Source organism: Brucella grignonensis (assembly GCF_002252505.1).
In the GTDB taxonomy this organism is placed as follows: domain Bacteria; phylum Pseudomonadota; class Alphaproteobacteria; order Rhizobiales; family Rhizobiaceae; genus Brucella; species Brucella grignonensis.
Window position 1 is genome coordinate 385,604 of record NZ_NNRL01000157.1, and the last position, 23,640, is coordinate 409,243.

Below are 23,640 nucleotides of genomic sequence, written 5' to 3' on the forward strand. Positions count from 1 at the left end.
CCTTTTTAATCCAGCAATTCGCCGATCACTTTCTGGAAAGCACGCTCGGCTTCATCGCGCAAGCGGTGACGCCCGCCTTCCACCTGTTTAACGCCGCGCACCCACACATCGGACGGTCGTGCGCGACCGCCAAAAATCCAGCCATCGAGCACTACGTCGCCTTTTGCATGTGGCAGACGCGCCGCATCAAGTGCGATGAAATCGGCTGAAGCTCCGACCTCTAAGCCATCGCCTGCACGTCCCATGGCGATATTGCCGCCCGTCACCGCGCCATCGAACAATGCGCGGCCTGTCGAGCCTTCGTTCTCGGCCAGAACATTGCGCGCGCGGTGCAGGAGACGCTGCGAATATTCGTACTGGCGTAACTCATCGCTAATGCCGATTAGCACATTGGAATCCGAGCCGACACCGAACTTGCCGCCTGCTTCATGGAAGACCGTGGCGTTGAACGTGCCATCACCAAGATTGGCCTCCGTCACAGGACAAAGACCAGCAATCGCGCCCGCCTCGGCCATGCGCATAGTTTCCGCATCGGTCATGTGGGTCGCGTGAATGAGACACCAGCGCGAAGACAATTCCTGATGATCGAGCAGCCATTCGACCGGTCGCTGGCCCGACCATGCGATGCAATCGTCCACTTCCTTCACCTGCTCGGCAATATGAATGTGGATCGGTGCATTGGGCAGAAGTTTTGCTGCAAAAGCCAGCTCGTCCGGCGTCACAGCACGCAAGCTGTGCGGGGCGACACCAAGCACGGCACCATCGAAACCGATAAGCGCCTTCTGGCAGCCTTCAATCAAACGGGAAAAGCTTGCTTCATCATTGATGAAACGGCGCTGGCCTTCATTCGGAGCAGCACCGCCAAATGTCGAATGCGCATAAAAGACCGGCAGGAGCGTCAGGCCGATACCCGCTGCTCCGGCCGCGGAAACAATGCGATCCGCCATCTCGGAAATATTGCCGTAAAGTGTGCCGTCGCGATCATGGTGCAGATAATGAAACTCGCCGACGCGGGTAAATCCTGCCTCCAGCATATCAACATAAAGCCGCAGCGCCACAGCTTCGGCCTGTTCCGGCGACATGGTGAGCGCAAACTTGTACATGATCTCGCGCCAGCTCCAGAAGCTGTCAGCAGAAGGTCCACGCCGCTCAGCCAGTCCTGCCATGCCATATTGGAACGCATGGCTGTGCAGATTTGGCATGCCTGAAACAATCACTGCATGGTGTTCGTCGCCCGGCTGCGCGCTGACGCCGATTTCCACAGATGCGATTTTTCCATCGACAATGCCAAGACGCACATCATCCGCCCAACCTGTTTGCAGAAGCGCCTGACCGGCATGGATAAATTGCGTTTTTGTGGCTGCGGCAGACATTCGAACAAGCTCCTCATTTCGCCAAATTCACACGCCGATCTTTCAACAGATCGCAAATGGATGCATTTTTTCTCTTGGCGGCTCCGTTAATATGTATATACATTATTGAAAAACAGGGGAAGCGAGAAAACGCTCATGCCAGATAAAACAAGCTACATTTTCAGCAACGCCCGTATCGCCACCTTGGGTGAAAACGCCGAGGGTCTGGGGCTCATCGACAATGCAGCGCTCGCCGTGAAAGACGGTAAGATCGTTTATGTCGGTCCGGAAAATGCTCTGCCTGCTGAATATGCATCTTTCGAGAAAATCGACTGCAAGAACCGCCTGATCACGCCCGGCCTGATCGACTGCCACACGCATCTTGTCCATGCCGGCAACCGCGCGCATGAGTTTGAATTGCGCCTGAATGGCGCCACTTACGAAGAAGTGGCACGTGCAGGCGGCGGCATTGTTTCCTCGGTCAAGAACCTGCGCGCTGCCAGCGAAGACGATCTGGTGCGCGAAACCCTGCCCCGTCTCGATGCACTGATTGCCGAAGGCGTCACCACCGTTGAAGTCAAGTCCGGCTATGGCCTCGACCGCGACAGCGAAATCAAGTCACTGAAAGCCGCCCGCCGTCTTGGCGAAGAACGCGACGTGACAATCCGCACCACCTTTCTTGGCGCGCACGCCCTGCCACCGGAAATGAATGGCGACAAGGCCGCCTATATCGACCGCGTCATCAACGATATGCTTCCGGCTATCGCCGCTGAAAATCTGGCCGATGCGGTTGACGGTTTCTGCGAAGGCATCGCCTTCTTGCCAGATGAAATCGCCCGTGTCTTCGATGCTGCCAAGGCGCATAATATTCCGATCAAGCTTCATGCCGACCAGTTGTCCAATCTGCATGGCGCAGCTCTTGCCGCTTCCTATGATGCGCTTTCAGCCGATCATCTGGAATATACGGATGCGGACGGCGCTGCCGCTATGGCCAAGGCCGGAACGGTAGCTGTGCTGCTGCCCGGCGCCTACTACTTCATTCGCGAAACACAAAAGCCGCCGGTCGAGCTTTTCCGTGCCGCGGGTACCAAGATGGCGCTCGCCACCGACAACAATCCCGGCACCTCGCCGCTGACCTCGCTTTTACTCACCATGAATATGGGCGCAACGCTCTTCCGCATGACGGTCGATGAATGCATCGCAGGCGTAACCCGCGAAGCAGCGCGCGCACTCGGGCTTCTTGATCAGACCGGCACGCTGGAAATTGGCAAGGATGCCGACCTCGCGATCTGGGACGTCGAGCGCCCGGCAGAGCTTGTTTACCGCATCGGCTTCAACCCGCTCTGGAAGCGGGTGTTCAAAGGCCAAATCTGAGTTTTTGTTTCAACGCGCATCTTATCCGAAAACCGCTTCACGTTTTTCGAGATGCGCTCTTTGGGAGTTTTCCATGACCCTCGTATTGAAGCCCGGCAGCGTGCCGCTTGAAACACTTGAAACAATCTATCGCGAGGGTCTCCCCGTCCGCATCGACCCTGCTTTTCACGCAGGCGTCGAAAAGGCTGCGGCGCGTATTGCGGAAATCGCGGCAGGGGATGAACCGGTTTATGGCATCAATACCGGCTTCGGAAAACTTGCCTCGATCCGTATTGCGGCGGGCGATGTCGCCACGCTCCAGCGCAATCTGATCCTGTCGCATTGCTGCGGCGTCGGCGAACCGCTTTCCGAAAATATCGTGCGCCTCATCATGGCGCTGAAGCTGATTTCGCTCGGTCGCGGCGCCTCCGGCGTGCGGCTTGAAATCATCACCCTCATCGAAGACATGCTGGAAAAAGGCGTGATCCCGATGATCCCGGAAAAGGGTTCCGTTGGCGCGTCCGGTGACCTTGCACCGCTGGCGCACATGACTGCGGCCATGATCGGTGAAGGTGAAGCCTTTTATCAGGGCGAACGCCTGCCGAGCGCGAAGGCACTCAAAAAGGCCGGGCTGAAGCCAGTTGTGCTTGCTGCCAAGGAAGGGCTGGCGCTGATCAACGGCACGCAGACCTCGACTGCTCTGGCACTGGCAGGTCTTTTCCGTGCGCATCGCGCCGCACAGACAGCGCTCATCACCGGCGCATTGTCCACCGATGCCGCAATGGGATCGGATGCACCTTTCCACGAGGAAATCCACACGCTACGCGGCCATAAGGGCCAGATCGACGCTGGCCGGGCACTGCGCGCCCTGCTCGAAGGTTCCGTCATCCGCCAGAGCCACCTTGAGGGCGACCAGCGTGTGCAGGACCCCTATTGCATTCGCTGCCAGCCGCAGGTCGATGGCGCTTGCCTCGACATTCTGCGTCAGGCAGCCCGCACGCTGGAAATCGAAGCCAATGCGGTCACCGACAATCCGCTCGTTCTCTCGGACGGTCGCGCCGTATCGGGCGGCAATTTCCATGCTGAACCTGTTGCCTTCGCCGCCGATCAGATTGCGCTGGCCGTCTGTGAAATCGGCGCGATCTCGCAGCGCCGCATCGCGTTGCTGGTCGATCCGGCCCTCTCCTTCGGCCTACCGGCCTTCCTGGCTCGCAAGCCGGGCCTCAATTCCGGCCTGATGATCGCAGAAGTCACTTCTGCGGCACTCATGAGTGAAAACAAGCAGATGGCGCATCCAGCTTCGGTCGATTCCACTCCGACTTCGGCCAATCAGGAAGACCATGTGTCCATGGCTTGCCATGGCGCACGCCGTCTTCTTCAGATGACCGCCAACCTCAATGCCATCATCGGCATCGAAGCACTGACCGGTGCGCTCGGCGTCGAACTGCGCGAACCGCTGACCACCAGCCCCGAGCTTGCCAAGGTGATAGCCGCGCTGCGCGGCCGCGTGCCGACGCTGGAAGACGACCGCTATATGGCAGACGACCTCAGGAATGCCGCTGAGCTGGTGGCTGACGGTGTGCTTGCCGGGGCGATTTCGAGCGGCATCCTGCCCTCTCTGGAGGCGTGACCATGAGCCCGTTCGAAGTTCGTCAGGGAACCTCGCCCGTCATTCTGGGCCTTCCCCATACGGGCACGGATGTTCCCGACGACATCTGGTCACGGCTCAACGACAATGGCCGCATCCTTGCCGATACCGACTGGCATATTCACCAGCTCTATGATGGCCTTATTGATGGCGCAACCACGGTGCGCGCCACCTTCCATCGCTATTGCATTGATGCCAATCGTGATCCGGCGGGTGTCAGCCTCTATCCGGGCCAGAACACCACGACGCTGATCCCGGAAACCGACTTTGACGGCATTGCCATCTGGAAAGACGGCGAAGCACCAAAGGAAGCCGATATTGCCGACCGCATCACGCGCTTCCACAAGCCCTATCACGACGCGCTTTTAGCCGAGATCGAGCGTGTGAAGGCGATCCATGGCGTCGCCATCCTTTATGACTGCCATTCGATCCGCTCGCATATTCCGTTCCTGTTCGAAGGCAAATTGCCGGATTTCAACATCGGCACGGACATGGGCAAGACCTGCGATCCGAAGATCGAAGCTGCAGCCGTTGAGGTTATGGGACGGGCCGAAGGCTACACGTCGATTCTCAATGGCCGCTTCAAGGGTGGCTGGACGACGCGCCATTACGGCAAGCCGGAAACTGGCGTTCACGCCATCCAGATGGAGCTTGCCCAATCCACGCATCTTGCGACCGAAGCGGTTCCCTTCGCCTATGACGAGGCCAAGGCGGACAAGCTTCGCGTACATCTCAAAACCCTTTTGCAGCGGCTGGAAACAATAGCCGCAGAACTGAAATCCTGAGGAGAACACCATGTCCAATCCACGCCATAACGAGCGCGAAGTACGTAGCCCTCGCGGAGACGAACTCAACGCCAAGAGCTGGCTGACCGAAGCGCCGCTTCGCATGCTGATGAACAACCTTGACCCCGATGTCGCCGAACGCCCGCATGAGCTGGTCGTCTATGGCGGCATTGGTCGCGCTGCGCGCACATGGGATGATTTCGACAAGATTGTCGCGACCCTCAAGACGCTCAATGACGACGAAACCTTGCTGGTGCAGTCGGGCAAGCCGGTGGGCGTGTTCCGCACCCACAAGGATGCACCGCGCGTTCTCATCGCCAATTCCAACCTCGTGCCGCATTGGGCGACCTGGGATCACTTCAACGAACTGGATAAGAAGGGTCTTGCCATGTATGGCCAGATGACCGCCGGTTCGTGGATTTACATCGGCGCACAGGGCATCGTTCAGGGCACCTACGAAACCTTCGTGGAAGCCGGTCGCCAGCACTACGACGGCAATCTCAAGGGCAAGTGGATTCTGACCGGCGGCTTGGGCGGCATGGGCGGCGCACAGCCTCTGGCAGCTGTGATGGCAGGCGCTTGCTGCCTTGCGGTCGAATGCGACGAAACCCGCGCCGATTTCCGCCTGCGCACCCGTTACGTCGATGAAAAGACCCACAGCCTCGACGAAGCGCTGGCCAAGATCGATGCATGGACCAAGGCAGGTGAAGCCAAGTCCATCGCGCTCATCGGCAATGCGGCTGAAATCTATCCGGAACTCGTCAAGCGCGGCGTGCGCCCCGACATCGTCACCGACCAGACCTCGGCGCATGATCCGGTGCATGGCTATCTGCCAATCGGCTGGACCGTCGCCGAATGGCGCGCCAAGCAGGAAAGCGATCCGAAGGGCGTTGCGAAAGCCGCCCGCGCTTCGATGAAGGTGCAGGTTCAGGCCATGCTCGACTTCTGGAATGCTGGCATTCCAACCGTCGATTACGGCAACAACATCCGCCAGATGGCGCTGGAAGAAGGTCTGGAAAACGCCTTCGATTTCCCAGGCTTCGTGCCTGCCTATATCCGCCCGCTGTTCTGCCGCGGCGTCGGCCCATTCCGCTGGGCTGCCCTTTCCGGCGATCCGGAAGATATCGCCAAGACCGACGCCAAGGTGAAGGAGCTGCTGCCAGACAACAAGCACCTGCACAACTGGCTCGACATGGCAAAGGAACGCATCGAGTTTCAGGGCCTGCCAGCACGCATCTGCTGGGTCGGTCTCGGCGACCGCCATCGTCTCGGCCTCGCCTTCAACGAAATGGTCCGCAATGGCGAGCTGAAGGCACCAATCGTTATCGGTCGCGATCACCTCGATAGCGGCTCGGTGGCTTCGCCGAACCGCGAAACGGAAGCCATGAAGGACGGCTCGGACGCAGTCTCCGACTGGCCGCTGCTCAATGCGCTGCTCAACACGGCTTCGGGCGCAACATGGGTGTCGCTCCATCACGGCGGCGGCGTCGGCATGGGCTTCAGCCAGCATTCGGGCATGGTCATCTGCTGTGACGGCACCGAAGATGCCGATCAGCGCATCGGTCGCGTGTTGTGGAACGACCCGGCCACCGGCGTCATGCGCCATGCCGATGCGGGCTACGATATCGCGCTCGACTGGGCGAAGCAGCAGGGCCTGCGCCTTCCAGCCATCCTTGGCAACTAAGAAATCAATGAAAGGCGGTCCTTCCGGGGGCCGCCTTTTTCATAGCTGGATAATACGTAAATACTGGGGAATAACGATGACAGACGTAGCGCTTGGCCGTAATGAGTCCTCTCGTGGATCGGCGGCTTTGAAACTGGTCATGTACAGCTTCATAGGCATATTTTTCTTTTTCGTGCCCGTCACCATTGGCGGTAAATCGACCATCCTGCTCGACCACGCAGCGACCGCGATTGCCACGCAGCTTCGCCCTGCCGCTCTCGTTTTCGTCTGCTTGCTTATCGCTTATGGAGCCTTTGCACCTTTCGTAACGGGCACGTGGAAAAAGAATGTAACCGAAAGAATTTTCTCGGTTCTGCGTCTGCTCGGCCTCATCGCGACTGCCATGTATCTCGCCAATATCGGTCCGGCTGCACTTTTCACACCTGACATGCTGCCCTTTCTTTTCGACAAGCTCGTATTGTCGGTCGGTCTGATTGTTCCAATTGGTGCGCTGGCACTGGCTTTCCTGATTGGCTATGGCCTGCTCGAATTTACCGGCGTCATCGTACAACCAGTCATGCGTCCGATCTGGCGCACGCCGGGCTGGTCGGCCATCGATGCTGTGGCATCGTTCGTCGGCAGCTATTCGCTGGCACTTCTCATCACCGATCGCGTCTACAAGGAAGGCAAATACACCGCCCGCGAAGCGGCAATCGTCGCTACCGGCTTTTCAACGGTATCAGCCACCTTCATGATCATCGTCGCAAAGACGCTGGGCCTTATGGATGCATGGAACCTCTATTTCTGGACCACTTTCTTCGTGACTTTCATTGTCTCCGCGATCACCGCACGCATCTGGCCATTGAGCCGCATGGATCATCCCGGCGATCGCGACACCCCATTGCCTGAAGGCAAGGGCCGTATTCAAACGGCAATCGACACCGGCATCCAGCAGGCACAAAATGCCCCCAAGCTTCTGCCGCTTCTCGGGGCGACGTTCCTTGATGGCCTGCGCATGGCAGCCATGATCCTTCCCAGCATCATGGCGGTCGGGCTTCTCGGCCTGCTCGCGTCCAAATATACGCCGATCTTCGACATTCTCGGTCTGGCGCTCTATCCATTTACATGGCTTGCGCAACTGGCCGATCCGATGCTTGCCGCAAAATCCATAGCGTCCGGCCTTGCAGAAATGTTCCTGCCCGCCATCCTCTTGAAGGACGCCGATGTCGTTCTGAAGTTCGTCGCCGCCGTCGTCTCGGTCAGCCAGGTTCTCTTCCTTTCAGCCTCGATCCCCTGCATTCTTGCGACCTCGATCCCGCTCAAGTTCCAGGACCTGATCGTTATCTGGTATATTCGTACGGCACTCAGCATTCTGCTTACGGCACCAATTGCCTTCTGGGCAGCATCCAATGGATGGCTCGGTTGATGGTCGAAATCCTCAAAGCCGAAAATCATCGCCGCATGCCGTGGAAAAACGGCGGCGGCGTTACAGTCGAAATCGCCGTCCATCCGGAAGGAGCGTCAGTCGACAATTTCGACTGGCGCATCTCCACCGCAACGGTGGCGAATGATGGTCCGTTTTCTATCTTCCCCGGCATCGACCGAACATTGTCAGTGCTGGAAGGCAATGGCATTGTTCTCAACGTAGAGGGTACTGATACTCTACTCACAACAACGACCGAGCCATTTTCTTTTGCCGCCGATGCCAAATCAGGCGCTCGTCTGATCGACGGCACAATCATCGATCTCAACGTCATGACACGACGCGGACGCTTTAACCATCGGGTCAAACGCCTTGCAGTTAGCGACTCAGTGATCGTCGAGCCAATCGATGAGCTTATGCTTATTTTCTGTGCAGAAGGCAGTTTGGATCTAAAAACAGACAGTGGAATCACGCATCTGAATTTGCATGATTGCTCAATCATGTCGGAAAAAACTCAGATTCCTATAGAACTTAACGGCAAGGGAATAGCCTATATGATCGCGATAATGAAAGTGTAATCAAATACTTATATGACTTCTGGTCAGATTCCCGAGAACAGGTTTCTTTAAGAGCCGCACTGGACAGAAACCACGGTCCTGCTAATTTGTTGCTGGCAATATGTATATGCTTAAAACACTATAAAAGGGGTACTCGCGTATGAAAACGTCTTGGTTGGCTGGCGCTGCTGTTGCAGCTCTTACCTTTGCTTCTGCTGCGCAGGCAGAAACAAATGTCTCTATTGGCTTTTCGGGCTGGACCGGTTTTGGACCGCTGACACTTGCCAAGGAAGCAGGCATCTTCAAGAAAAACGGCCTGAACGTCACGCTCAATAAAATTCCGCAGGCCAGCCGCCATTTGGCACTGGCTTCTGGCGACATTCAATGTGCTGCAACAACCGTTGAAACATGGATCATCTGGAACTCGGCCGGTGTCAAATCCAAGCAGATTTTCCAGATGGACAAGTCCTATGGCGCTGATGGCATCGCCGTTCGCGCAGACGTCAATTCCTTCGCCGATCTGAAGGGCAAAACGATTGCCGCTTCCGCTCCCGGTACGTCGCCCTATTTCTTCCTCGCCTTCATGCTGGCAAAGAACGGCATGACAACCAAGGACGTCAAAGTCGTCAACATGGAACCGGGACCTGCTGCACAGGCCTTTGTTGCCGGGCAGAACGATGCGGCCATGACCTATGAACCTTATCTCTCAACGGTCCGTGCAGCACCCGATAAAGGCAAGATTCTTGCAACCACCCTGGAATATCCAGCTGTGATGGACACCGTTGGCTGCACCCCGGATTTCCTTGAAAAGAATCCGCAAGCAGCCAAAGCACTGGCCGATAGTTACTTCGAAGCGCTTGAAATGATCGCAACCGATCAGGCCAAGTCCTATGAAATCATGGGGAAGGATGTGAAACAGTCTGGCGAAGACTTCGGCAAATCAGCAGCCTATCTGCGCTGGCAGGACAAAGCCGCCAATCAGAAATTCTTTGAGGGTGAGTTCAAGGAGTTTTCTAAAGAAGCCGCCGATCTTCTGCTTGAAGCGGGTGTGATCAAGACCAAGCCGAATCTCGACGACATTGTCGACACCAGCTTTATCAAGTAACAGCACCGAGAGAGCAGACTCGGACATTTTTCCTGCCCTTATCCGGGGCTCGTCCGGGTCTGTTTCATTTCCGCCTCGCGCTTGAGGCGACCGTCTGACTGAACGGATATGTCTATGCAGCCTATGCAACCAATCGGGAATGGAGCCAGAATATTTCTGGGCATTCTATTCTTCGTTCTCTTCTTTGTGTTCTGGGGTATCGCCACTCTGGGCGGTTTCGTTTCCCCGACATTCCTCGCCGACCCGATCACCATGGTCAAAGACGGTTGGGATCTTATCGCCAATCAAGGCTTTATGTCCGATATCGGAATGACTGTCTGGCGCGTGCTTGGCGGCTTCATACTCGCTAGCGTCGTTGCCATTCCGCTCGGGATCGCCATGGGTGCTTACAAGCCGATTGAAGCGCTGCTGGAGCCCTTCGTCTCCTTTGCGCGCTATCTTCCCGCTTCGGCTTTCGTTCCGCTGTTGATCCTCTGGTCAGGCATTGGTGAAACACAGAAGCTGCTCGTCATCTTCATCGGCGCGGTGTTCCAGATCATTCTCATGATCGCCGTGACGGTCTCCAATACGCGTCGCGATCTTGTCGAAGCAGCCTACACGCTCGGCGCGTCGAACAGCGGCATCATTCGCCGCGTGCTCATGCCTGCCAGCGCGCCAGACATTGCCGAAACATTGCGCCTCGTGCTCGGCTGGGCATGGACCTATGTGATCGTGGCCGAACTCATCGGCGCATCGTCCGGCATCGGCTACATGATCATCAACTCTCAGGCGCTGATGGCCACGGGCCAGATCATCTTCGGCATCATCGTGATCGGCGTCATCGGTCTGATCTCGGACCTTGCCTTCAAATATTTCAACCGCTGGCTCTTTGCATGGAGGTTCGCATAATGGTTACCAAAAGCGACCAGGAACTTGTCATCAAGGGCGTGAGCCGCACCTTTCCGGGCGTGCATGGCGGCAAGCCGACACTGGCATTGCAGCCGACCGACCTCATCATCCCGAAAAATGATTTCGTGACCGTCCTCGGCCCCTCGGGCTGCGGCAAGTCCACGCTTCTTCGCATCATTGCCGGTCTCGACAAGCCCACCACCGGCACCGTGACGCTGGAGGGCAACCCTGTCACCGGACCGGGTGCAGATCGCGGCATGGTGTTCCAGTCCTACACGCTGTTCCCATGGCTCACCATCCGGCAGAATGTCGGCTTCGGGCTTCGTGAGAAAGGCGTGCCGGAAAAACAGGCGCGTGAAATCGTGGACAGCTATATCGACAAGGTCGGGCTGCGCGGCTTTGAAGATCACTGGCCAAAGCAGCTTTCGGGCGGCATGCAGCAGCGTACGGCGATTGCCCGCGCACTCGCCAACGACCCAAAGATCCTGCTTCTCGACGAGCCGTTCGGCGCACTCGACAACCAGACCCGCGGACTGATGCAGGAGCTGCTGCTCGGCATCTGGGAGCGGGAGCACAAGACGGTCATCTTCGTCACCCACGATATTGAAGAAGCCATATTCATGGCAACCCGCGTGGTTACGATGACGGCCCGTCCCGGCAAGATCAAATCGATCACGCCGGTCGATATCGAGCATCCACGCACCTACCACGTCAAGGCAAGCCCGGAATTCTCCGAACTACGCCTGAAGTTGACGGAAGAAATCCGCAGCGAAGCCATTGCGGCGGCAAAGCAGGCTGCCTGAAATTAATGGTTCCTTGAGAATATCGAGTGAACTATGAAAGGGCCGCGACCTTTGTCGCGGCCCTTTCATTTCAGGACACATCCAATCATGGCCGTTTCAGCAGAAGAACTTGAAAACCGCATCGTCTATGTCAACGGCGAATATGTTTCCGCCCGCGATGCGCGCATTTCCATCTTTGACCGTGGCTTCCTGTTCGGCGACGGTATTTACGAAGTGACTGCCGTGCTCGAAGGCAAGCTCATCGACAGCGAGCCGCATATGCGACGCCTGCGCCGCTCGACCCGTGAAATCGGCATTCCGATGCCGATGAACGAAGACGAGATCGTGGCCATCGAGCGTGAACTGATCCGCCGCAACAATCTGACTGAAGGTCTGGTCTATCTGCAGGTAACACGCGGCGACGGACGCGACCGTGATTTCGTGCCCGCGAAAGGCATGCAGCCTTCGGTTGTCCTGTTCACGCAGGAAGCCAATCTGCTCGACAAGCCTGCGCTGAAGACCGGCGCCCGCGTGCTTTCGCTGGGCGATCTGCGCTGGAAGCGCCGCGACATCAAGACGGTCTGTCTGCTGCCGCAAGCGCTTGCCAAGGAAATCGCCAAGAGCGCCGGTTGCGATGAAGCCTGGATGATCGAGGACGGCTATGTGACCGAAGGCGCATCGTCGACCGCCTATATTGTGACCGAAGATGATGTCGTCGTTACACGCCCGAACAGCAATTCCATTCTGCCCGGCTGCACGCGGCTTTCGCTCCTGCAGCTGATCGCCGAGACCGGCATGAAGCTGGAAGAGCGCCTCTTCACCATCGATGAAGCCTATGCGGCGAAGGAAGCTTTCCTCACCAGTGCTGGCACATTCGTCACACCGATCACCGTCATCGACGAGAAGACCATCGGCACTGGCACACCCGGTCCAGTTGCCCAGCGCCTGCGCGAGATCTATCTCGATCACGCGCGCCGAACGGCAATCTGAAAACTGAACCGCCGCACGTCAGTGAAGCGGCTAAGATTTTGGTTATGGCGAGCCGAAAATGGTGAAGTTTGAGAACCGGAGCGCAGCGTACTTCTGAATATAATCCCGAAAAGTTGCAGACTTTTCGGATAAGATTATGTGCCTAAACAAGGTACGTGAGCACCGGAAGCGCAAAACAACGCCATTTGCAGGCCGCCAGAGCCGAAATATCAGCGTTTCTGGTTATAGACGTCGATGCAGACAGCCCCCAGCAGCACGATCCCTTTGATGACCTGCTGATAGTCGATGCCGATGCCGAGGATCGACATGCCGTTGTTCATCACGCCCATGATGAGCGCGCCGATCACGGCACCTGTCACACGGCCCACACCGCCATAGGCGGAAGCACCGCCGATGAAGCAGGCCGCGATCACGTCCAGCTCGAAGCCGATACCGGCCTTGGGCGTTGCCGTGTTGAGGCGCGCCGCAAAGACCAGACCGGCCAACGCCGCCAGCACACCCATATTGACGAAAGCCAGAAATGTCAGCCGTTCGGTCTTCACGCCCGAAAGCTTGGCTGCATGCCGGTTCCCGCCGACTGCATAAATCTGCCGCCCGAGTATGGTTCGATTGGTGAGGAACGCATAGGCCGCAATCAGAACGGCCATAATGATGAGGACGTTCGGCAAGCCGCGATGCATGGAAATCAAAAGCGACAGATAGGCAATCGCCGAAAAGAACAGGATGTTCTTGATGACGAAAAGTCCAAAAGGCTCGGTTTCCACTTCATGCGCGATATGACGCTGACGCGATTTGACATTCTGCCAGATCATGAAACCGGCCAGTAGCACGCCGATGATGAGCGATGTCAGATAGACGCCGCCTGTCGTGCCGATGATTTCCGGAATAAAGCCGGACGAAAGTTTCTGGAACACGACCGGAAACGGCCCGACCGACTGGCCGCCAAGCACGGCAAGTGTCAAGCCCTTGAAGACCAACATGCCCGCCAGCGTGACGATGAAGGACGGAATATTGAAATAGGCGACCCAAAAGCCCTGCATCGCACCGATGATGCCACCGGCCAGCAGGCACAGAATGGCGGCAATAGGAAATGGCACGCCCCATTTGACCATCATCACAGCCGCGAGCGCACCGATAAAGCCACAGACCGAGCCGACCGAAAGGTCGATATGACCGGTGACGATGATGAGCAGCATACCAAGCGCCATGATGACGATATAGCTGTTCTGTAGAACTAGATTGGTGAGGTTCAGCGGCTTCATAAGCACACCGCCAGTCACGATCTGGAAAAAGATCATGATCGCGACCAGCGAGATCAGCATGCCGGATTCGCGCAGATTGTTCTTGAGATACCGCCCCACGCTGCTCGCCGGAGCTTTCGATCCACTGCTTCCGATGATATTCTCGCTCATGGCCGTTTTCCCTTGTTCCGCATGATGGCGCGCATAATGTTTTCCTGCGTTGCTTCCTCGCCAGCGACTTCGCCGACGAAGGCACCTTCATGCATGACGACGATGCGGTCGCAGATGCCGATCAGCTCTGGCATTTCCGAAGAAATGACGACTACACCCTTGCCGCTATCCGCCAGTGAATTGATGATTGTGTAGATGTCATATTTCGCACCGACATCGATGCCGCGCGTCGGTTCATCGAGAATCAGCACGTCGGGTCCGGTGAAGAGCCACTTCGACAGCACCACCTTCTGCTGGTTGCCGCCCGAAAGCGTGCCTGTCTCCTGATAGACATTGTGGCAGCGAATGCTCATCTGTTCGCGATAGGAGTTCGCGATCTTCATTTCGCGAATATCGTCGATGATGCCTTTCGGGCTGACACCGCGTAAATGCGCAAGAGAGATATTGCGCGAAATGTTTTCACCTAAGACCAGGCCGAGCTTCTTGCGATCCTCTGTCACATAGGCAAGCCCCGCTTTGATGGCCCGCGCCACAGTGGAAATATCGGCATTGTTGCCGTTGATACGCGCCTCGCCGCTGATATTCGTGCCCCATGAACGCCCGAACAGACTCATGGCGAATTCTGTGCGTCCCGCCCCCATCAATCCGGCAATACCGACGATTTCGCCTGCCCTCACCTTGAACGACACGTTCTTGACCGAGTGCCGCTCCGGATGCAGCGGGTGATGCACTGACCAGTTGTCGACTTCGAAAATCACCTCACCGATCTTCGGATCGCGCTTTGGGTAGCGGCTTTCTAGATCGCGGTCGACCATCTTGCGAATGATGTCGTCTTCCTCGACTTCGCCCGCATTACAGTCGAGTGTCGCCACTGCCTTGCCATCGCGCAACACCGTGATCTTGTCGGCAACTTCGCGGATTTCGTTGAGTTTGTGCGAAATGAGGATCGAGGTGATGCCTTGAGCACGAAACTCACGCAGAAGCGCCAGCAATGCCGCGCTGTCCGTCTCGTTGAGGCTTGCGGTGGGCTCATCAAGGATCAAAAGCCGCACGCGCTTCGACAATGCCTTGGTGATTTCGACCAGCTGCTGCTTGCCGACACCGATATCGGTGACAAGCGTATCGGGCGATTCCGACAGGCCAACCTTCTGCAAAAGCTCGCGAGTGCGCTTGTGCACCGTGCTGCGGTCGATGACGCCGTAGCTTGCCGGCGGATTGACGAGGAAAATGTTCTCGGCAATCGTCATGAGCGGTATGAGCGCCAGCTCCTGATGGATGATGACGATGCCAAGCGCCTCGGAATCGTTGATGTCGCGAAACTGCCGCTCTTCGCCGTCGAAGAAGATCGACCCCTCGTAGCTGCCATGCGGATAGACACCCGACAGCACCTTCATCAAGGTCGACTTGCCTGCTCCGTTCTCGCCGACAAAGGCATGAATCTCGCCCGGCATGACCGAGAAATTGACATCGCTCAGCGCTTTGACGACGCCGAAAGACTTGCTGATGCCGCGCATTTCCAGAAGCGGCTTGCCGGCAATTTCCGGCTCACCGTCAGGCTGCTCACGCGGGACAGGATTGGCTACATTCATCGCTCGCTCCCATTACAAATCTGCTTTGCCATTGCCCTCAACAAAAAGACAACGCTGTCAATCGCCGAGCCTACCCCAGCCGAAAGGCTGGGGATTTGGGGCAATGGCATGCAGAAAGGTTACGGGCATATCCTCCGATACGCCCAAAACCGCATTACTGGATCTGGTCTTCCTTGTAGTAACCGCTATCGACCAGAACCTGCTTCCAGTTCGACTTGTCGACGATCACCGGCTTGAGCAGATACGACGGCACAACCTTGACGCCATTGTCATAGGTCTTGGTGTCATTGACTTCCGGCTCCTTGCCGGTCATCAGCGCATCGACCATATCGACCGTGACCTTGGCGAGTTCGCGCGTATCCTTGAAGATGGTCGAGTTCTGTTCGCCAGCGAGGATCGACTTCACCGAAGGCACTTCCGCATCCTGACCGGAAACGACCGGCATTGGCATGTCGCCGCTGCCATAGCCTACACCCTTGAGGGACGACAGGATACCGATGGAGATGCCGTCATAAGGCGACAGGACTGCATCGAGCTTCTTGTCGGAATAATAGGCCGAAAGGATCGAGTCCATGCGGGCCTGAGCAGTTGCACCGTCCCAGCGCAGCGTTGCAACCTTGTCCATGCCGGTCTGGCCGCTGCCGATAACGACTTTGCCGCTATCGATATAAGGCTGCAGAACGGACATCGCGCCGTTGTAGAAGAAGTAGGCGTTGTTATCGTCCGGCGAACCGCCGAAAAGCTCGACATTGAACGGACCCGGCTTGTTCTTGAGGTCCAGCGCGGTTTCGATGGACTGGGCCTGCAGCACGCCGACCTGGAAATTGTCGAAGGTCGCATAATAATCGACATTCGGCGTATCGCGGATCAGGCGATCATAGGCGATGACCTTGATGCCCGCATCATGGGCCTTGGCCAGAACATCGGAAAGCGTCGTGCCGTCGATGGATGCAACGACGAGAACCTTGGCGCCCTTGGTCACCATGTTCTCGATCTGCGCCAGCTGATTGGGCACATCGTCTTCAGCATACTGAAGATCGGTCTGATAGCCGCGTTCCTTCAGCACCTTGACCATGTTGTCGCCATCGGCAATCCAGCGCGCCGAAGACTTCGTCGGCATGGCGACGGCGACAAGACCCTTGTCTTCCGCATGCGCCAGACCGCTAAAGGCAAGCGCGGCCATCGCGACTGCCAGTGTTAGAGATTTCATGCCTGCCATTGTCTCACTCCCAAATTGGGACAGGCTTTTCCGCCTGTCGTTCTCCCAAAATTTCCGCCCCCGCCTTCCGGCCATGCGGAATTCCTCCGGAACAAGTTCTCAAGGGGCCGTCAGCCCGCGATCTTGTCCCATGCCGCAACCGCGCGCTCGGCGCGTTCGCGAATCTCAGCAACCGTCAATCCGGCCTTGTAAAGACTGGAACCGAGTCCGAAGCAGCTCACTCCCGCTGCCCGATAGGTCGCAAAATCAGCCTCTGAAACACCGCCCACAGCGCCGACCGGAATATCCTTCGGCAAGACGGCGGATATCGCCTTGATACCGTCCGCGCCGAGCACGCTGGCCGGAAAGAATTTCAGCGCCGATGCGCCTGCACGGATCGCCGAAAAGGCTTCCGTCGGCGTGAAAACACCGGGCATCGTCACCATGCCGTGCTGTCCGGCACGACGGATGACATCCGGCTCGACATTGGGGCTGACCAGAAGCCTGCCGCCGACATCGTTGAGACGGTCCACATCTTCGACACTCAACACGGTCCCGGCCCCGATCAACACGCCCGCAGGCGCAAGCTTCGCCGCCTTCTCAATAGAAACGAAAGGCTCCGGCGAATTGAGCGGGATTTCAATCGCCTCGAAACCCGTCTCGATCAGTGCTCCGACGATTGCTTCCGTTTCTTCCGGGCGAATGCCGCGCAGGATAGCGACCAGCGGATAGCGCAGCTTTGGCCATGTAATGCGGTCGCTCATTGCGCAGCTCCTCCGAAGGCGTGTTTTGCAGCCATGAACAGGCCGTCACGCACCAACTCATCCGCAGCGACGCGCCTGACTGCCAGCCCGGCAATTTCAAGCGCACTGGCATAGAGCGCCCCCATCGTGTCGTCTGAAAGGAGCAGCACTTCTTCGGGTTTGCCATAAAGCATGCGCCCGCCTGCCACTTCCAGCCCGATCAACAAGCCCGACAAACGGGCCAGCTGATCGGTCGGCTTGCGATCATGGACGAGCCAGCCTGCGCGAATGGAAAACAGCGCGTTGGAAATCAGTGCCGGGTTTTCGAGCGACGCCCTGACACCGGCAGCGAAAACCTCACCATTCGGATCGACCGCACCAGCACCTTCCAATGCACCGGCCAGCACCGATTTTTCCTTCAAAAGAGCGAACATTTCGCCGGTCATGAAGGTTCGGTAATCGGCAAGGCCACCGTCGGCAATCCGCACCCATTTGGCATGAGTACCAGGCATGACGACAACCGCATCATGCGTGCCGCCGTGCACAAGACCGAGCAATTTTGTCTCCTCGCCGCGCATCACGTCTGGGGCGGTTTCATCCCGACGCGCGACGCCCGGCAACATGATGACGTGACGGCGCGCAGGCACGCGCACCGCAGCCTTCACGATACCGTCCAGCCCCGCGGGCAGGCTCATATAGGGCGCTTCGATCCAGCCGGTCCGCGAACCGGCCATGCCACAGATCACCACCGGCAGATCGTCCGGCGCGCCGACAGAAGCAAGGTGCCGTTCGAGTGTTGGCTCGAAACCGGCTTCTTTTGCCTGCAGCAGGCCGTCATCACCACGGCTTTCGCCCAGCACATTGCCATCAAAATCCAGCGTCCAGAGGCGGAACCGGGTGGTGCCCCAGTCCGCAACTGCCGCAAATGGCTTTTTATCAAGAGCCATCCGGGAAACCTTAGTGGTTGTCTCGTGGCAGGCCACGCGTATGCGCGATGTCCTGATACTTGACCGCATTTTCGAGAACTGCACCGGTTTCCATCTGGCCGACAACGGCGCGCTGGATTTCCTGCCACGGCGTCTGGCTTTCCGGATATTTGTAGCCACCGGCAGCCTCGAGAGCTTTGCGACGCTCCGCGAGTTCCTCATCGGAAATAAGAATATCCGCTGTACCGCGACCAAGATCGATACGCACACGATCACCCATTCTGAGCAGCGCCAGACCGCCGCCAGCGGCAGCTTCCGGTGAGGCATTGAGGATCGAAGGCGAACCCGACGTGCCCGACTGGCGACCGTCGCCGATGCATGGCAGCGAAGTGATGCCCTTCTTCAAAAGATAATCCGGGGCGCGCATGTTAACGACTTCCGCCGCACCGGGATAACCGATGGGGCCAGCGCCGCGCATGAACAGCACCGTATGCTCGTCGATTTCCAGTGCCGGATCGTCAATGCGGTGATGATAATCTTCCGGCCCGTCGAACACGACCGCCTTACCTTCAAAGGCATTCGGGTCCTTGTCGTCAGACAGGTAGCGATTGCGGAACTCATCTGAAATGACGCTGAGCTTCATGATCGCCGACGAGAACAGATTGCCCCGCAGCACGCGGAAACCGGCATGCTTCTTCAGCGGCTGATCGTAGGTCTTGATGACATTGCCGTCTTCGATGGTCGCGTTCTTGCAATTCTCGCCGATGGTCTTGCCATTGACGGTCAGCGCATTTTCATTGATGAGGCCCTGCCCCATCAGCTGATTGACGACGGCTGGCACACCGCCCGCATGGTAGTAGTCTTCACCAAGATATTCGCCCGCTGGCTGAAGATTAACCAGAAGCGGAATTTCCTCGCCATATTTCTGCCAGTCATCGACCGTCAGTTCCACGCCGACATGGCGCGCAAGCGCGTTCAGATGGATCGGCGCATTGGTCGAACCGCCGATAGCGGAATTGACGCGGATGGCATTGATGAAAGCTTCCTTGGTCATGACATCGGAAGGCTTGAGGTCTTCATAGACCATCTCGACGATGCGACGACCGGTCAGATAAGAAACTTCCTGACGGTCACGATAAGGCGCTGGAATGGCGGCGGAGCCCGGCAACTGCATTCCAAGCGCTTCGGCAAGCGAATTCATCGTCGTTGCCGTGCCCATCGTGTTGCAATAGCCGGTCGATGGTGCCGAAGACGCAACCAGCTTGATAAAGCCAGCATAATCGATCTCGCCCTTGGCCAGCAGCTCGCGCGCCTTCCAGACGATGGTGCCCGAACCCGTACGCTCACCCCGGAACCAGCCATTGAGCATCGGACCAACCGACAGCGCAATCGCCGGAATATTGACGGTCGCAGCAGCCATCAGGCAGGCAGGCGTGGTCTTGTCGCAGCCGATTGTCAGCACGACGCCATCAAGCGGATAGCCATAAAGCACTTCCACGAGGCCGAGATAGGCAAGGTTGCGGTCCAGACCAGCGGTCGGGCGCTTGCCGGTTTCCTGGATCGGATGGACCGGAAATTCGATCACGATACCGCCCGCTTCACGCACACCTTCACGCACGCGATTGGCCAGCTCCAGATGATGACGGTTGCAAGGTGAGAGGTCGGAGCCCGTCTGCGCAATGCCGATGATCGGTCGTCCCGATTGCAGCTCTTCCTGACTGAGACCGTAATTCATGTAGCGCTCAAGATAGAGCGCGGTCATATCCACATTGTCCGGATTATCGAACCATGCGCGTGAACGGAACTTTGGCGTCTGAGGAGTAACGGGCTTATTCATTTCACTGTCCTGCGTGGGTAAGAGACCGCCCCGCGGCCTCATTTCCTTCGACGCCAATCCATTCCAACCAGATCGGCGCTTCTAACTCTTTGCTTCATCTCGCATCTTGTCCGAAAATCGTTTCACACTTTTCGGGATGCGCTCTAATCTTCAAATGCTTCAACCAGATGCCGCTGCCCCAGAAGGAAAGCATCGGCCACATGGGTCAGTGGAGCAAGATCGACATCGTTCTGCCCTTCGCCAACCAGCTTCACAAAATTCTGGTAAAGACGCTGATATTCACGATCCGGCTCGGCCATTTTCTCCGTGCCTGCGATGGTCAGGCGGCTACCGCCATGGCTGAGAAGCAGCATTCCTTTATCGGTCTCGACGCGAATGTCCCATGTCTGCGGGCCAGTCTGCCGCCAGTCCAGTTCGAACGAAACCGGTATGCCGCTTTCCGTCTGAAACTTGAGATCGGCTGCGATGGGTGCCGCACGGTTTTCGGGAAAATAAAGATCGGATTGCGTGAGAAAGAAGCGCTCCGGCAAAATATGCGTGACGATGGAAAGCGCATTAATGCCTGGGTCGAACACACCGAGACCACCCGGCTCCCAGATCCATTGCTGGCCGGGATGCCAATGGCGCACGTCCTCTTTCCACGACACGGCAACAGACTTGATTGCAGCGCCTTTCAGAAATTCGCGTGCCGGTTCAACGGCCGCGGCTTCGCGCGAATGCCATGTCGCATAAAGCGTAACGCCCTGCTTTTCAGCAAAACGCTTCAGCGCCTGCACTTCCGAAATCGTCGCACCCGGAGGCTTCTCCAGCATCACATGCTTGCGCGCCTTCAAGGCTGCGTAGGCTTGGCTAAAGCGCCCTTGCGGCGGCGTGCAGAGCGACACCGCGTCAACGGCGATGTCACTGCCCAGCAGCTCATCGATGTCGTGAAAAGACGGCAGGCCGTCCAGCCCGGCATTGCGGCTGGCAATGGCTTTCAGTTCAATGCCATCGACGGCTTCAATAGACGGCAGATGCTGGTCACGCGCAATCTTGCCCAGACCGACGATTGCGAGAGCGATGTTCGATTCCCGCACCATTTCAGAGCGCCTTCACGACAAGGTTTTCGGCTGCCGCCTGAGCCAGCCTGTTGACCAGCGGATAACGGAACGGCTTGGCGGAAATCTCGAACTGGTCGCCAGCTTCCGTCTTTACGCCCTCCGAAAACGACAAGGTTGCCGTGCCAAAGAAATGAACATGAATATCGCCCGGACGGCGGAACAGCTCATATTTAAAATGATGGTGTTCCAGATTGGCGATCGTGTGCGACATGTTCGCTTCGCCCGAAAGGAACGGCTTTTCAAAGATCACCTGATCGCCGCGACGAATCCGCGAAACGCCTTCAACATGATCCGGTAGGTCACCCACATAAAGCTCAGGACCAAGCGATGCCTGACGCAGCTTGGAATGGGCAAGCCAGAGATAGTTCTGCTTCTCGGTCACATGGTCGGAAAATTCATTGGCAAGGCAGAAGCCAAGCCGGAACGGCGTACCATCCGGGCCAATCAGGTAGATGCCTGCCAGCTCCGGCTCTTCGCCACCATCCTCGGCAAAGGAAGGCGAAACCAGTTCGCCGCCGGTTGCCACCAGCGCCGAACCGTCACCCTTGTAGAACCATTCCGGCTGCACGCCGGTTTCGCCCGGCTTCGGTTTGCCGCCTTCGACACCCATCAGGAACATACGCATGGAATCGGTCGGCTTTTCGGCGGCCTGCGCTGCCTTGTGCATCTTGTCGCGACCGTCAGCAGAGCCAAGATGTGTGAGGCCCGTGCCCGCAACAATCAGATGTGCTGGATCATCATGCGTAATCGGCAGACCGACACGACCCACGGCCAGAACCGCGTCGATATCGACAGTCTCGCCCTTGCCGTTACTTTTTACCTGCTCCGCAAGGCTGATGCCTGCAGAAATCGCGGCCCAGGCCAATTCATAAGTCGTAGTCACGCCATTCACGACATGTGCAGCACCTTCATCATCGCATACAGCCACACGTGCTCCTCCGCGCGCATCGCGGAACTGTATCAGACGTAACATTGAACCTCCCATTTTCCGCAAAACTCTTGCGGAACATTCTTCCCGACCGATCAAAAGCACAAACGTGTCAATCAACGGTTCCTTCTTATTAATATGACTATTTTGTCAAACACCCACTTGTCAAGCAAGCGAAACACAGCATAGATCGCCCTCCAAGAGAGGCTACCCCCACTGGGCATTTAAACCTATGATTTACATATGCAATTGATGGATATGCACGTTTGTCGCACCCCCAATTTTCAGCGAACAACCGAAATGCGCTTGCTATAAAGTAATATTATATGCTTCATAACCGGTAAGGCCGGGAGGGCCTTTTATTGGGAGGAACTATTATGAAATGCAGTTTGACGGCCCTGACGGCCGCATTTTCTTTTGCCCTGATTTCAAGCGTATCTGCAGCCTCATTGACTGTCGGCTTTTCGCAGATCGGTTCGGAATCGGGCTGGCGTGCCGCCGAAACAAGCGTAACGAAGCAGGAAGCTGAAAAGCGTGGCCACACCCTCAAGTTTGCCGACGCGCAGCAGAAACAGGAAAATCAGATCAAGGCCGTTCGCGGTTTCATCGCGCAGGGCGTCGATGCCATCCTGATCGCGCCAGTTGTTGCTACGGGCTGGGATGCTGTTCTGAAAGAAGCCAAGGAAGCTGAAATTCCTGTCGTCCTTCTCGACCGCCAGATTGATGCACCGGAAGATCTCTATCTCACTGCCGTCACTTCCGATCAGGTCCATGAAGGCAAGGTCGCTGGCGAGTGGCTGGTGAAAGACGTGGGCGATAAACCGTGCAATGTGGTCGAGCTTCAGGGAACCACGGGTTCGTCCCCTGCAATCAACCGCAAGAAGGGCTTCGAAGAAGCACTTGCAGGTCATAACAATATCAAGATTTCCCGCTCGCAGACTGGTGACTTCACCCGTACCAAGGGTAAGGAAGTCATGGAAAGCTTTATCAAGGCCGAAGGCGGCGGCAAGGATATCTGTGCCGTCTACGCCCATAATGACGACATGGCTGTAGGCGCAATTCAGGCAATAAAGGAAGCTGGCCTCAAGCCAGGCACCGACATCAAGGTTGTTTCCATTGATGCAGTTCCAGATATCTTCCAGGCCATGGCCAATGGCGAAGCCAATGCGACAGTTGAACTGACGCCAAACATGGCAGGCCCGGCTTTCGACGTGATCGAAGCTCTGAAAGCCAATGGCACCGTTCCACCAAAGTGGATCCAGACCGAATCCAAGCTTTACACACAAGCTGACGATCCGAAGGCTGTGTATGAGGCCAAAAAGGGCCTCGGCTACTGATCGCATCATCTGATCCGGGCTACA

General features: G+C 57.1%; 20 protein-coding genes. 11 read left to right on the forward strand and 9 right to left on the reverse strand.

The genetic code is table 11. The features are described from left to right. Positions 1–5: 5 nt before the first annotated feature. The gene (locus CEV33_RS09010; RefSeq protein WP_094540152.1) at positions 6–1,373 is read right to left on the reverse strand and encodes a formimidoylglutamate deiminase; all 1,368 of its coding nucleotides are present in this window, start codon (positions 1,371–1,373) and stop codon (positions 6–8) included. A 135-nt stretch (positions 1,374–1,508) separates the two neighbouring features. On the opposite strand from CEV33_RS09010, the gene hutI reads away from it, so the two are divergent. The 10 genes from hutI (at position 1,509) to CEV33_RS09060 (ending at position 12,546) form a co-directional block, all read left to right on the forward strand. Further along, positions 1,509–2,726, forward strand: coding sequence for an imidazolonepropionase (hutI, locus tag CEV33_RS09015; RefSeq protein ID WP_094540153.1), 1,218 nt, complete (start codon positions 1,509–1,511; stop codon positions 2,724–2,726). A gap of 73 nt (positions 2,727–2,799) precedes the next feature. Then, positions 2,800–4,335 carry a histidine ammonia-lyase gene (gene hutH, locus CEV33_RS09020; RefSeq protein WP_094540154.1) on the forward strand — a complete coding sequence of 512 codons (1,536 nt, stop codon included), beginning with the start codon at positions 2,800–2,802 and terminating at the stop codon, positions 4,333–4,335. Between the two features lie 2 nt (positions 4,336–4,337). Continuing rightward, positions 4,338–5,138 carry an N-formylglutamate deformylase gene (hutG, locus tag CEV33_RS09025; RefSeq protein WP_094540155.1) on the forward strand — a complete coding sequence of 267 codons (801 nt, stop codon included), beginning with the start codon at positions 4,338–4,340 and terminating at the stop codon, positions 5,136–5,138. 10 nt (positions 5,139–5,148) lie between these two features. After that, on the forward strand, positions 5,149–6,822 hold the full coding sequence (gene hutU, locus CEV33_RS09030) for a urocanate hydratase (protein ID WP_094540156.1): 1,674 nt from the start codon (positions 5,149–5,151) through the stop codon (positions 6,820–6,822). A gap of 76 nt (positions 6,823–6,898) precedes the next feature. Then, the gene (locus tag CEV33_RS09035; protein WP_094540157.1) at positions 6,899–8,227 is read left to right on the forward strand and encodes a YjiH family protein; all 1,329 of its coding nucleotides are present in this window, start codon (positions 6,899–6,901) and stop codon (positions 8,225–8,227) included. Then, a complete protein-coding gene (locus CEV33_RS09040) occupies positions 8,224–8,802 on the forward strand; it encodes a HutD/Ves family protein (RefSeq protein ID WP_094540284.1) in 579 nt (192 codons plus the stop codon). The genes CEV33_RS09035 and CEV33_RS09040 overlap by 4 nt, the downstream gene beginning before the upstream one ends. Before the next feature lie 139 nt (positions 8,803–8,941). After that, positions 8,942–9,886 (forward strand): ABC transporter substrate-binding protein, encoded by a 945-nt coding sequence (locus tag CEV33_RS09045; RefSeq protein ID WP_094540158.1) that lies wholly within the window; start codon positions 8,942–8,944, stop codon positions 9,884–9,886. A 114-nt stretch (positions 9,887–10,000) separates the two neighbouring features. Next, a complete protein-coding gene (locus CEV33_RS09050; RefSeq protein WP_094540159.1) occupies positions 10,001–10,774 on the forward strand; it encodes an ABC transporter permease in 774 nt (257 codons plus the stop codon). Then, complete coding sequence (locus CEV33_RS09055) at positions 10,774–11,577, forward strand: ABC transporter ATP-binding protein (RefSeq protein ID WP_094540160.1); 804 nt, start codon at positions 10,774–10,776, stop codon at positions 11,575–11,577. Before CEV33_RS09050 ends, CEV33_RS09055 begins: the two co-directional genes overlap by 1 nt. Before the next feature lie 87 nt (positions 11,578–11,664). Then, complete coding sequence (locus CEV33_RS09060; RefSeq protein WP_094540161.1) at positions 11,665–12,546, forward strand: D-amino-acid transaminase; 882 nt, start codon at positions 11,665–11,667, stop codon at positions 12,544–12,546. A gap of 209 nt (positions 12,547–12,755) precedes the next feature. Here the strand turns inward: CEV33_RS09060 and mmsB are convergent, their stop codons facing one another. The 8 genes from mmsB to araD1 form a co-directional block, all read right to left on the reverse strand. Further along, entirely contained in the window at positions 12,756–13,958 is a 1,203-nt protein-coding gene (mmsB, locus tag CEV33_RS09065) for a multiple monosaccharide ABC transporter permease (protein WP_094540162.1), read from the reverse strand. Continuing rightward, positions 13,955–15,547, reverse strand: coding sequence for a multiple monosaccharide ABC transporter ATP-binding protein (mmsA, locus tag CEV33_RS09070; protein WP_094540163.1), 1,593 nt, complete (start codon positions 15,545–15,547; stop codon positions 13,955–13,957). The genes mmsB and mmsA overlap by 4 nt, the downstream gene beginning before the upstream one ends. A 154-nt stretch (positions 15,548–15,701) precedes the next feature. Further along, entirely contained in the window at positions 15,702–16,766 is a 1,065-nt protein-coding gene (chvE, locus tag CEV33_RS09075) for a multiple monosaccharide ABC transporter substrate-binding protein (RefSeq protein ID WP_010659493.1), read from the reverse strand. Positions 16,767–16,876: 110 nt separating this feature from the next. Next, positions 16,877–17,509 (reverse strand): 2-dehydro-3-deoxy-6-phosphogalactonate aldolase, encoded by a 633-nt coding sequence (locus CEV33_RS09080; RefSeq protein WP_094540164.1) that lies wholly within the window; start codon positions 17,507–17,509, stop codon positions 16,877–16,879. Further along, complete coding sequence (locus CEV33_RS09085) at positions 17,506–18,435, reverse strand: 2-dehydro-3-deoxygalactonokinase (RefSeq protein ID WP_094540165.1); 930 nt, start codon at positions 18,433–18,435, stop codon at positions 17,506–17,508. Before CEV33_RS09085 ends, CEV33_RS09080 begins: the two co-directional genes overlap by 4 nt. A gap of 10 nt (positions 18,436–18,445) precedes the next feature. Continuing rightward, entirely contained in the window at positions 18,446–20,251 is a 1,806-nt protein-coding gene (locus tag CEV33_RS09090) for an IlvD/Edd family dehydratase (protein WP_094540166.1), read from the reverse strand. A 143-nt stretch (positions 20,252–20,394) separates the two neighbouring features. Continuing rightward, the gene (locus CEV33_RS09095; protein WP_094540167.1) at positions 20,395–21,330 is read right to left on the reverse strand and encodes a Gfo/Idh/MocA family protein; all 936 of its coding nucleotides are present in this window, start codon (positions 21,328–21,330) and stop codon (positions 20,395–20,397) included. 1 nt (position 21,331) lies between these two features. Next, entirely contained in the window at positions 21,332–22,324 is a 993-nt protein-coding gene (araD1, locus tag CEV33_RS09100) for an AraD1 family protein (RefSeq protein ID WP_094540168.1), read from the reverse strand. Between the two features lie 332 nt (positions 22,325–22,656). Here araD1 and ytfQ point away from each other — a divergent pair, with 332 nt between their 5' ends. Then, entirely contained in the window at positions 22,657–23,616 is a 960-nt protein-coding gene (ytfQ, locus tag CEV33_RS09105; RefSeq protein ID WP_094540169.1) for a galactofuranose ABC transporter, galactofuranose-binding protein YtfQ, read from the forward strand. Positions 23,617–23,640 lie beyond the last annotated feature (24 nt).

Excerpts from the sequence above, each read along its gene's own strand:
- CEV33_RS09090 (WP_094540166.1), bottom strand. The coding sequence starts at position 20,251 with ATGAATAAGCCCGTTACTCCTCAGACGCCAAAGTTCCGTTCACGCGCA.
- CEV33_RS09095 (WP_094540167.1), bottom strand. The coding sequence starts at position 21,330 with ATGGTGCGGGAATCGAACATCGCTCTCGCAATCGTCGGTCTGGGCAAG.
- araD1 (WP_094540168.1), bottom strand. The coding sequence starts at position 22,324 with ATGTTACGTCTGATACAGTTCCGCGATGCGCGCGGAGGAGCACGTGTG.
- ytfQ (WP_094540169.1), top strand. The coding sequence starts at position 22,657 with ATGAAATGCAGTTTGACGGCCCTGACGGCCGCATTTTCTTTTGCCCTG.
- CEV33_RS09035 (WP_094540157.1), top strand. The coding sequence starts at position 6,899 with ATGACAGACGTAGCGCTTGGCCGTAATGAGTCCTCTCGTGGATCGGCG.
- CEV33_RS09060 (WP_094540161.1), top strand. The coding sequence starts at position 11,665 with ATGGCCGTTTCAGCAGAAGAACTTGAAAACCGCATCGTCTATGTCAAC.
- CEV33_RS09010 (WP_094540152.1), bottom strand. The coding sequence starts at position 1,373 with ATGTCTGCCGCAGCCACAAAAACGCAATTTATCCATGCCGGTCAGGCG.
- chvE (WP_010659493.1), bottom strand. The coding sequence starts at position 16,766 with ATGGCAGGCATGAAATCTCTAACACTGGCAGTCGCGATGGCCGCGCTT.
- mmsB (WP_094540162.1), bottom strand. The coding sequence starts at position 13,958 with ATGAGCGAGAATATCATCGGAAGCAGTGGATCGAAAGCTCCGGCGAGC.
- CEV33_RS09050 (WP_094540159.1), top strand. The coding sequence starts at position 10,001 with ATGCAGCCTATGCAACCAATCGGGAATGGAGCCAGAATATTTCTGGGC.
- CEV33_RS09055 (WP_094540160.1), top strand. The coding sequence starts at position 10,774 with ATGGTTACCAAAAGCGACCAGGAACTTGTCATCAAGGGCGTGAGCCGC.
- hutG (WP_094540155.1), top strand. The coding sequence starts at position 4,338 with ATGAGCCCGTTCGAAGTTCGTCAGGGAACCTCGCCCGTCATTCTGGGC.
- hutH (WP_094540154.1), top strand. The coding sequence starts at position 2,800 with ATGACCCTCGTATTGAAGCCCGGCAGCGTGCCGCTTGAAACACTTGAA.
- CEV33_RS09080 (WP_094540164.1), bottom strand. The coding sequence starts at position 17,509 with ATGAGCGACCGCATTACATGGCCAAAGCTGCGCTATCCGCTGGTCGCT.
- hutI (WP_094540153.1), top strand. The coding sequence starts at position 1,509 with ATGCCAGATAAAACAAGCTACATTTTCAGCAACGCCCGTATCGCCACC.
- CEV33_RS09045 (WP_094540158.1), top strand. The coding sequence starts at position 8,942 with ATGAAAACGTCTTGGTTGGCTGGCGCTGCTGTTGCAGCTCTTACCTTT.
- hutU (WP_094540156.1), top strand. The coding sequence starts at position 5,149 with ATGTCCAATCCACGCCATAACGAGCGCGAAGTACGTAGCCCTCGCGGA.
- mmsA (WP_094540163.1), bottom strand. The coding sequence starts at position 15,547 with ATGAATGTAGCCAATCCTGTCCCGCGTGAGCAGCCTGACGGTGAGCCG.
- CEV33_RS09085 (WP_094540165.1), bottom strand. The coding sequence starts at position 18,435 with ATGGCTCTTGATAAAAAGCCATTTGCGGCAGTTGCGGACTGGGGCACC.